General features: G+C 62.2%; 10 protein-coding genes. 5 read left to right on the top strand and 5 right to left on the bottom strand.

Features of this window, described 5'->3' with window-relative positions; all coding sequences use genetic code 11:
• Nucleotides 1-692: 692 nt before the first annotated feature.
• A complete protein-coding gene (locus tag EYW47_RS18960) occupies nucleotides 693-1,220 on the top strand; it encodes a helix-turn-helix domain-containing protein (RefSeq protein WP_133196374.1) in 528 nt (175 codons plus the stop codon).
• Between the two features lie 175 nt (nucleotides 1,221-1,395).
• Here the strand turns inward: EYW47_RS18960 and EYW47_RS18955 are convergent, their stop codons facing one another.
• The 5 genes from EYW47_RS18955 to EYW47_RS18935 form a co-directional block, all read right to left on the bottom strand.
• Nucleotides 1,396-2,046 (bottom strand): glycoside hydrolase family 19 protein, encoded by a 651-nt coding sequence (locus EYW47_RS18955; RefSeq protein ID WP_133196373.1) that lies wholly within the window; start codon nucleotides 2,044-2,046, stop codon nucleotides 1,396-1,398.
• Nucleotides 2,047-2,122: 76 nt separating this feature from the next.
• Nucleotides 2,123-2,767, bottom strand: a complete 645-nt coding sequence (locus EYW47_RS18950) for a DUF2589 domain-containing protein (RefSeq protein ID WP_133196372.1) — start codon at nucleotides 2,765-2,767, stop codon at nucleotides 2,123-2,125.
• 78 nt (nucleotides 2,768-2,845) lie between these two features.
• Complete coding sequence (locus EYW47_RS18945) at nucleotides 2,846-3,379, bottom strand: hypothetical protein (RefSeq protein WP_133196371.1); 534 nt, start codon at nucleotides 3,377-3,379, stop codon at nucleotides 2,846-2,848.
• Complete coding sequence (locus tag EYW47_RS18940; protein ID WP_205710103.1) at nucleotides 3,376-3,648, bottom strand: hypothetical protein; 273 nt, start codon at nucleotides 3,646-3,648, stop codon at nucleotides 3,376-3,378. Before EYW47_RS18940 ends, EYW47_RS18945 begins: the two co-directional genes overlap by 4 nt.
• A complete protein-coding gene (locus tag EYW47_RS18935; protein ID WP_133196370.1) occupies nucleotides 3,645-4,229 on the bottom strand; it encodes a DUF2589 domain-containing protein in 585 nt (194 codons plus the stop codon). Before EYW47_RS18935 ends, EYW47_RS18940 begins: the two co-directional genes overlap by 4 nt.
• A 217-nt stretch (nucleotides 4,230-4,446) precedes the next feature.
• On the opposite strand from EYW47_RS18935, the gene EYW47_RS18930 reads away from it, so the two are divergent.
• The 4 genes from EYW47_RS18930 (at nucleotide 4,447) to EYW47_RS18915 (ending at nucleotide 8,794) form a co-directional block, all read left to right on the top strand.
• Entirely contained in the window at nucleotides 4,447-5,694 is a 1,248-nt protein-coding gene (locus tag EYW47_RS18930) for a TAXI family TRAP transporter solute-binding subunit (protein ID WP_165976614.1), read from the top strand.
• A gap of 61 nt (nucleotides 5,695-5,755) precedes the next feature.
• Nucleotides 5,756-6,553: a class I SAM-dependent methyltransferase gene (locus tag EYW47_RS18925; RefSeq protein WP_133196368.1), complete on the top strand. Its 798-nt coding sequence runs from the start codon at nucleotides 5,756-5,758 to the stop codon at nucleotides 6,551-6,553.
• The gene (locus EYW47_RS18920; RefSeq protein WP_133196367.1) at nucleotides 6,550-8,172 is read left to right on the top strand and encodes a transporter substrate-binding domain-containing protein; all 1,623 of its coding nucleotides are present in this window, start codon (nucleotides 6,550-6,552) and stop codon (nucleotides 8,170-8,172) included. The genes EYW47_RS18925 and EYW47_RS18920 overlap by 4 nt, the downstream gene beginning before the upstream one ends.
• Nucleotides 8,159-8,794 carry an ABC transporter permease subunit gene (locus EYW47_RS18915; RefSeq protein WP_133196366.1) on the top strand — a complete coding sequence of 212 codons (636 nt, stop codon included), beginning with the start codon at nucleotides 8,159-8,161 and terminating at the stop codon, nucleotides 8,792-8,794. Before EYW47_RS18920 ends, EYW47_RS18915 begins: the two co-directional genes overlap by 14 nt.
• Nucleotides 8,795-8,798: the final 4 nt, after the last annotated feature.

Here is an 8,798-nt window from a genome sequence, read left to right as displayed (position 1 = left end):
GGGGCTCATCCTTCCCGCCGCGCGCTACGCGCGGGCGGAAGGGGCTGCAAGGAAAACCGGGCGTGCTGCCTGGCGAATGCGCGGGAGTGCTGCCGGGCGTATAAACTGGAGTCCTACAAATACGCGTGCATCCAACTGGTTTTGGTTATGCCCCACGGCGCGCGGAGCGCCGCCGGATGGATGAGTCCTTAGTCACTCCGGGTGACGGCGAGTGATGACAGACGCCCCGGAGCCGCTCCGCTATAAGGCAAGTGGTGTACTGCGTCACACTGGCGGTTTGAGCGGCTTTCTTTTGCCTACTTTTCTTTGCCGCTGCAAAGAAAAGTAGGTGTGTAGTGGTCAAGCCTCTTTGGACACCCACAAAGGGGCAACACCAATATACCTACATGAAAGCAAGGAAAGGCCAACACCACTCGCTAGCGAGACACGTATCCCCCCGAATCGTGCCACTACCCACAATCGACTCCCCGCCATCCACAACAAGCCCCCCAAACCCATCACCCGCCGCAAGGCATAAATCTCCCAGCCCCCACCAATGCAATTTGAATTTAAACCCCAATTACCGATGCACACAGCATCAAAATCCCCCACCAAATATCCGGTAACAAAACTGGTAATGTCATGAATGGTCATATGAAACCGACTTCGCTATTCCAACATGAGCGTATAACAACATCGTTGGAGCAACGACCATGGGGCTGCTTCTTCTCGAAGTTGACTTGCAGAATAAGCACGAAATTAGCAATCTTTTTAGCAACGCCGGCTATCAGATAACGTGGGGGAATTTATCCGATATGCATCAGGCGCCGCTCACCGAGAGCGAAAAGACCCGCAAGTCAATCACCATCTTCCAGATTCAACCAGGATTGCTCGATCAATCCTCGCTCGCCTCGTTCTCGCGCTGCGAGCTTCCCGCCTGGCGCCTGTCGCTGCATCAGCATCACCTCATCGCTCCAAATCGTAAGCACACCAAGCTGACCACGCTGGAGTTCGCCCTCGTCAAACTGTTCGCGCTCGTGGACAAGGGCGAAGTCGTCTCGCGAAGGCGCATCATCGATGAATTCGGCGAGCATTATCTGAGCTACGACCAGAACCGGCTCGACACACTAGTCACGCGTTTGCGCAAAAAGACCATGCAGCACCTCGATACGCCTTTGCCGCTGAACACCGTCCGGGTGCGCGGCTTCAGCTTCGACGACTCGCTGGTTATCGACCATTAAAATCTATCCGGTTACATAAAAGCCGCTTTAAAAGCATTTGCCTCCTCGCTCACGCGAATATCGAATGCTTTCTGAAAGGATTTCGTCCAGCCGATTCGCAGCGGATGGGTTCACGTCAGGTCAACCCATCCGCTGCACGCCGATCGCGCCACCGCGTGCGCGGCCAGCCCGCGCCCTAATCGACGCCCAGGACGTCCTTCGCCTTGCGCCACAACGCAACGCGCGCCTCCTGCCCAACCGTGCCGCCGTTGATTCGCTTCGTGATCTGCACAAAGGCCTGGTCGGCGTCCTCGCCCGTTTCCGCATCGGCAAGCTCGTTGAGCTTCGCTTGCGACCAAAACCATGCGGCGGAGCGCGCGGCGCCATCGGGCGATTCGAGCAGTTCCGGGTTGCCCAGAAGGTCCACTTGCAGTCCTTCCCCGCAGCGTTCGTAGTTGCTGCGGCCAGTCAGTTGAATCAGGCCGCGGCCGCGATAGCTCCAGCCGTCGCCGCTCGCTTCGTCGCCGTTGCCAAGACGCCCCGCGTAGACCTTGTTCGCGAGCCTCTCCGGATTGCCCGCGCACGCTTGGGCTGCCTCGTCGGTCGGGAAACGGGCGGGCCATACCTGGCGCAGCCGCGGCGCCGAGTAGTGGAGATTCTCCGAAAGGTTGCGGCAGTGATTGGACTCGTGCAGAACCTGGGCGAGAAACGCCGCAAGGCGCTGCGGCGAATCGATCTGCCACTCGTCGGTTGCATTGCTCAGCGGCTCCAGCCAGCGCGCCGCGCGCTCGTCGGCGTCGTCGCCGGCGAAAAGTTGCGTCAAATGCTCTTGCGTCAGGATGCTCATGATCTTGTGCTCCACAATGACGGGGCCGAGAGCGGCGGGAGGACGCGCTCGGCCGCGAAGCTGAAAGACGACGCGCTCAGGCCTGGCCGCCCTTGTCGTTGCCGCCGGCCAACGCCGCCGTCTGGCCGGTCGTGCGCGGTTGAATCGCGCTATGCAGGATGTCCATGACGCGCGACAGCCCTTCGGGCATGCCCGAATCCTCGGCCAGCACCTGGACGTGGTATTTCGCCGAATTGTCCGAACTGCGGGTGTTTTCCTTGTGCGTGGCCACCGATCCCTCGAGGTGAACCTGCGCACTGATGGGTCCCCATCCGAACTTCACATCGGCGGCCATCTTCGCCGACGCGTCGGTCGAATCCTTCGACATGAACGACGACTTCACCTCCATATCGAATGTGATGTCCACCTTGGTGATCGCCAGCGCGGGAATCTTGACGATGGCGAGCAGCGGAACGTCCAGCGTGACGTGCTCGTCGATGGATTTCGTGATGTCGGCCGGATCCTGGGTCGGCCGCGTGAACGCGAAGTGGGCCAGGCGTGTCGCGCCAACGCCGTTCTTGTCGCCTTCGGCGGGCGGCAGGAAGCCGACATACTTGATGAAATCGGCGGTCGCGTTGGCGAGCTTGACCTGTGCGTCGCAAGCCGCCGTCAGCGGGCTTCCGATCAGGTCGCTCATCGGCAATCCCTTGAACTGTGATGCCATATCGATCAATTCAGACATATTGCACTCCTGATTAAATGGGACCGGTTAGTCGCAGCACCGCACTGATGTTTCGCCGATGCCGCAGCGCCAAAGGCGCTAGTTCATGTTAGGTTGGGTATCGTCGGGAAACGTGACGGTTTCTGTTGAGCGGTGAAGCTCGATCGCGAGCGCCGCGCAATTTTCCGCTGAGAGAGTCAGGACGCAAGGCAAGCCTCGCTTTGGCATGTGCCCATCCGATGCGGGATCCAGTTGCACTGTCACACGCTTCGGGCCCACGCCTATTTTCAGCTCGCGGCACTCCACTTTCCGGAACAAGCGTCGCCACCACGCCGGTGCGCGCAGTTGCAAGACGACTTGCCGCTGCCCGCCGATCACCCGCAAGGCAACACAGCACAGCACGCTGAAAGAGAGTTCTCGCACGCCGTAGACAAAGCGGCCGTAAAGGGCCTCATACGTAATGTCGTGCCGAGTCGCCACAGCGGCTCCGTTCGGGCGATGGATGAACACCGTCGCGTCACCGTGGCCGTGCGGGTTCTGGTTCGATTGCGACACAAGCTGGGCGTTGGCGCCTGCCACGGCATCGGCAAGTACCTCGCACAGCTGATCGAACTTCAGGACTTGCTCCCTCATCGCTCATCCAGGAACAGGGGTTTGCGCGCAAATCCAACGTGATAGACCGCGTATTGCAGGACCACCTGATGTTCGCCGATGTTGTAGAGCCCGAAGCTCTTTTCGACATTCAGGATATAGCCGCGCGGTGTGCTGTTCAGGCAGCGGTTGACGAGTTCCATCGCCTCCTGAACTTCGGCCTCGGTGCGCAGATTCTTGGGGTTGTCATTGCCGACGACGATGCGCTTGATAAAGCGCATGTCGGTCAGATGGAAGCGTTCCGTACTCACGTTGCCCCCCGATCGCTTGCGGGTGCTCCTGGGGCCGGCGCTTCGACCGGCGCCGGGGTGCCCTGCCGCGCCACGAACTCCGTCGGTCCCTGACACTTGATGACGTCGTCGAGCAGACGCGCGAGACCTTCCGTTTTTTCCGACGCCTGCAGCTTCAGCTTGATATGCGCCACGCTGCCGCTCTGGTTCTTGGAGGCGTTGGCGGGACTCACCATCAGCGTGGCTTTGCGCTCCGCGGGCGCGGCCTTGCCGGATTCGGCAATCATGGTCTCGTTCGCGGCAGTGCGCTCGACCTCCTCGAATGAGCCCAGCTCCAGATCGAGGTCGATTTCCGCTTCGCCAATCACGAGCGAACTATGCGGAACCAGCGACATCAACGGCAGACGGTAAACCATCATGTCGTCCGCTTGCGCGGCGCTATGCGTCGCCGGCAGCTTGATGTCGATGCTGGTGGGCTCCTTGTCCTCCGTGAAGAAGGACGAGAAGTTCGCGATCTGCGCCTTCTCCACCAGATGTTGCGCGTGCATGATCGATCCGGCGATTGCACGCACGATGTCTTCGAGACTCGTTGACCCGGCCATTTTCGCTCCCGGTTAGCCGGCCGCGCGCGGCCGGGGTTGTTCCTCGATTCACATCGAATCTTAGCCAATGGCGATGGCGCGCAACTGACTGTTTCTGACTGGCCCGGACGCGCCATGGGCTATCAGAGATGGTCAGGATTCCCTGGCTTGTGCGCCCTACGATGAGCCGCATGTCGATGTGTCACGGCCACGTATGCGAACTCCGGGAACGCCTTCCATGAACCGCTATGCAAACCCAAAATTTCGGCTGCGATGTGCGCTGGCCGTGCTCGTGCTGGGCGCGGTGGTCTATGCAACGGTTCATGTGTTGCCGGACCGGCTGATCCGCATCGCGGCTGGCCCGATCGGCGGCAGTTTCTACGACACGGCGCTGCAGTATCGGCGCATCGTCGAAGCGCGGGGTTTTCGCGTCGATATCGTGCCGTTTCAGAACACCGACGAGATCTATCAAAAGGTCGCCGACCCGAGCGAGCACCTGGACGTCGGCTTCGTATCGGAAGACCTGAACAAGGCGTCGGACGCGAGCCTGGTTTCGCTCGGCGACATTCAGTTGCAGCCGATTTTCTTCTTCGTGAATCGCAACGCGGAGCACGGCCAGGCCATCCGCTCCTTCACCGATCTGCGGGGCCTGTCCATCGTGCTGCCGCCGCAGCGCAGCCTGACAAGCCGCACCATGAAATCGATCCTTGCCCTGTACGGGATCGACGCGACGAACACACGCATCGACTTCTTCCCGCTGAGCGAGGCCATTGCGCGCCTGAAGCGCGGCGATTACGAAGCCGGCCTGTTCATACTCGGCGCGGACAGCCAGATGATTGCCGACCTCGCGGAGGATGCGAATCTCGAGCTGGTGCAGCCGGCCGAGCTGGAGGCCATCGCGAAGAAGCTTGGCTATCTCAAGGTCGTCACGCTTCCGGCGGGGGTGCTGGACCTCGCGCGTCATATACCGGACCACGACGTGTCGATGCTGGCCGCGACGATTTCGGTCGTGGCGAAACAAGACATGTCGGCCGCGACGCAATATGCACTGCTCGAAGCCATGCAGGAAGTGCATCGCGGCGGCAGCTATGTGAATCGCAGCGGGGAGTTCCCGCGTTACGCGGGCAACGCCGGCCCCGTGGCCGATACGGTCGCCGGCTTTTACCGCAACGGCACGCCGTGGATCTATGCCCATTTCCCGAGCGGCCTCGCGAGTGTGGTCGATGCCTATCTCGCACCGCTGCTGGCGCTCTCGTTCATCTTCAGCGCACTGCACATCGTCACCGAATTCGAAGGGCTGAAGAAGTTCGCCTTGCTGAGCGTGGCGCGCGTCCTCGTCTGGCGGCTGCGACGCCAGCGCGGCGCCGGCGTGCCGCCAGGTGCGAGGACGATGGCCCTCGCACGGCTGATCGAATCCAACATGGTGCCCGACGAAGATCACACGCGCCACTGGATCAAGGCCTTACGCGAGGCAATACGGACCTAGCACCGGTTTCGACCGTCAGGCCCGGGTCGTCGTCAGCGGGCCACCCGTCAGGAGCAAGAGCGTGAATCACGATATCGCACGGCAAATGCGTGAGACCTATGACAAGTACTATCGAAGCCACGGCTATCGCGAGCGCTACCCGGTGCCCAATGCGGCCACGCTCGATTACCTGTTGCGTCACGGCGCGCGCGAGGCAGCGCACATTCTCGATTTCGGCTGCGGCGACGGCCGCTATGCTCGCGCGTTGCTCGAGCGCACCCGCGCGCGGCTGACCGGCTTCGACATTTCCGCGCCGTCTCTGCAGGAGCTTGCACGCAGCCTGAATGGCAGTCCGCACCGGGATCGCGTCACCCTCGTCAGCGGCACGATCGACGACCTGCCGCACGACGAGCAGTATGACCTCGTGCTCATGTTGTTCGGCGTGCTGTCCCATCTGGGCGACCGCCGCACTCGCATCGACACCTTATGCAGATTGCGCGAACGGATGCGGCCCGGCGGCAGGCTGATTCTTTCCGTGCCGTCGATTTATCGCAGGCGTCCGCTCGATCTGTGCCGCCACGCCTGCGCACGCTGGCGTGGGCACGCGTCGCCGCCGCTGCACGAAGCGGGCAATATCGGCTTCGTTCGATACGTGCACGGCGAACGGCTGAGCTTTTTCTATCACCTGTATACCGCGCGCCGACTCGCCGATGAATTGCGGGCAGCCGGTTTTCTGCTGCGCGATTGCGAGGCGGAAAGCGTCTTTCCGGAGTGGTGGCTGATGCGCTCGGCGCGGCTGCAAACGCTCGACCGCACGCTGGCGAAATCGGTCACGCCCTCGCTCGGCTACGGCATACGCGCCTGCGCAGAGATGGCATGATGCGCAGCCCATCACGCGCCAGGGGCCTGCGGCGGATATGGCCCGTCGTGCTCGGCGTCATGCTGTTCGCCTCCGGCATCGAGTCGCACGCGGCCGAACGCCTGGACTCGATCCGGCAGCGCGGCGTGCTCGTCGTCGGCGTGAAGACGGATTACCCGCCGTTCGGGATGTTGACGGCCAATGCGCAACAAGAAGGATTCGAAACCGATCTGGCCGGGGACCTCGCGCGGCGGCTTGGCGTGCGGCTGCGCACCATCGGCGTCAACACGACGAACCGCCTGCAGGTGCTCGACGATGGCCGCGCCGACGTCACCATTGCGACCCTGGGCGATACCGCCGAGCGCCGCGAAATCGCCACGCTAGTCGAACCGGACTATTACTCCTCCGGCGTCACGCTCATGACGCGGCCCGACAGTCTGATCAAGCGCTGGTCGGATCTGCGCGGGCAAACCCTGTGCGCCACGCAAGGCAGCTATTTCAATCGCACGATGGTCGAGCGCTATCTGCTCCAGTTGCAGACCTACCCGACCAGCCGCGACGCGAAACTGGCCGTCCGTGACAGGCGTTGCGCGGGCTGGCTGTTCGACAACACCGCCATTGCCGGCGATCTGCTCAGCAGCGAGTGGCATGGCTACCGGATCGGGCCGCCGCCCGAGCTCGTGACGCCGTGGGCGATCGCCATCGCCCGCAACGCGCGGGGCAGCGCCTTCGAGCGCTTTATTGGCGATACCGTCGCGCAATGGCACCGTGACGGCACGCTAATCGCGCTCGAGCACAAATGGGGTTTGCCGCCCTCGACGTTTCTCGCGCGCATGCATGCGCTATGGACCATCAGGCGGGCCAATGGCCATTATCTGTGCGAGCGGCTTGCGGATGGGCAATGGCCCGTCGCCTGCCGCAACCCCATCTTCGTCACCTCCACCGACGTGACCGGCCTGCGCCGCTGGGGCCTGTGGCTCAACGAAAAAACCGGCGTCAACCTGACCTGCTTCTACGACGACTACGAACGCCGCGCCTTCTTGTATGGCATTGCATTGACGCTTTCACTCACCGCGTGCTGTATCTGCGGCAGCGTCGCCGTCGCGCTCGTGATGGTCCATCTCGCACACCTTAGCGGCCGCGTGCTGCCGGCGGCGATGCGCGGCATTGCGGCGCTCGCGCGCATGACGCCGCCGCTGCTGCAGATCTACGTGGTGTTCTTCGGCCTCGGCAGTTTCGCAGCCGCGCGCTGGAGCGTGCATTTCAGCGGATTCTGGGTGGTGACCGGCGTGCTCTGCTTCTACACGGGCGCTGGATTGATGCATACGTTCGACGAGGCATGGGTCAATGCCTGCGCGAAACATGCCGGCTCCATCAGCGGCGCACCGGGGCCGCGCGAGCTGATTGCCGAATCGTCGTCGGCCGTCACCGCGGCACTCGTCAATGTCACCAAGGCGACGATGATCGCCAGCACCATCGCCGTGCCCGAGCTACTGTCCGCCTCGACGTCGATCATCGCCGAGCACGGCAACGTGGGCACGATGATGAACATGCTCATGGCCTTCTTCGTACTGGAAACCTTTTGTGTATTGCGCCTGTTGCAATGGGCACACAGGAGATGGTGCGATGTCCCTCGCTGAAACCCTTCGGACGCTCGCGGCATGGACGCCGTGGCTATTGGGTGGCTTTGCCTGGAACATCGCCATCTCGCTCACAGCACAAACGATCGGCACGCTGGTGGGCTATCTGCTCGCGCTTTCCAGAACATCGCAGCAGGTCGCGCTGGCGCGGGCGACCACGGTCGTCACCGAACTGATGCGCAATACCCCAACCTTCGTGTTCCAGTTCTATCTGGTGTTCATGCTGCCAGGCAAGCTGACGATGCCGTTCGACCTGCCGTCCGTTGCCTTTCCGTCGTGGCTGAAGGCCGCGCTGGCGCTGTCACTCGCGGTTGCCGGCTTCACCTCCGATTGCCTCACGGACGCCCTCTCACGCCACCCCGGCGAACAGCGCCAGGCATTGGCGCGATTTCTTCCGGTCTGGAGCAGCTACTTCGTGATTATCGTGATGGCGTCGTCGGTGGCATCCGTCATCGGGGTGTCGGAACTCGTGAGCCGGTGCAACACCGTGATCAACGCCAGCGGCACGACCGACATGATGCTTTGGGTCTATCTGTATGCGATGGCCTGGTTCTTCGTCTTCTGCTTTTGCGCCACCCGCCTGATACGCGCCGCGTCGAAGAACGCTCATCGCAGGCGGTAGTGCA

The sequence above is a fragment of the Paraburkholderia silviterrae genome (genome assembly GCF_004353915.1).
Classification (GTDB): Bacteria; Pseudomonadota; Gammaproteobacteria; order Burkholderiales; family Burkholderiaceae; genus Paraburkholderia; species Paraburkholderia silviterrae.
This window is presented reverse-complemented; position numbering and strand designations above follow the sequence as displayed.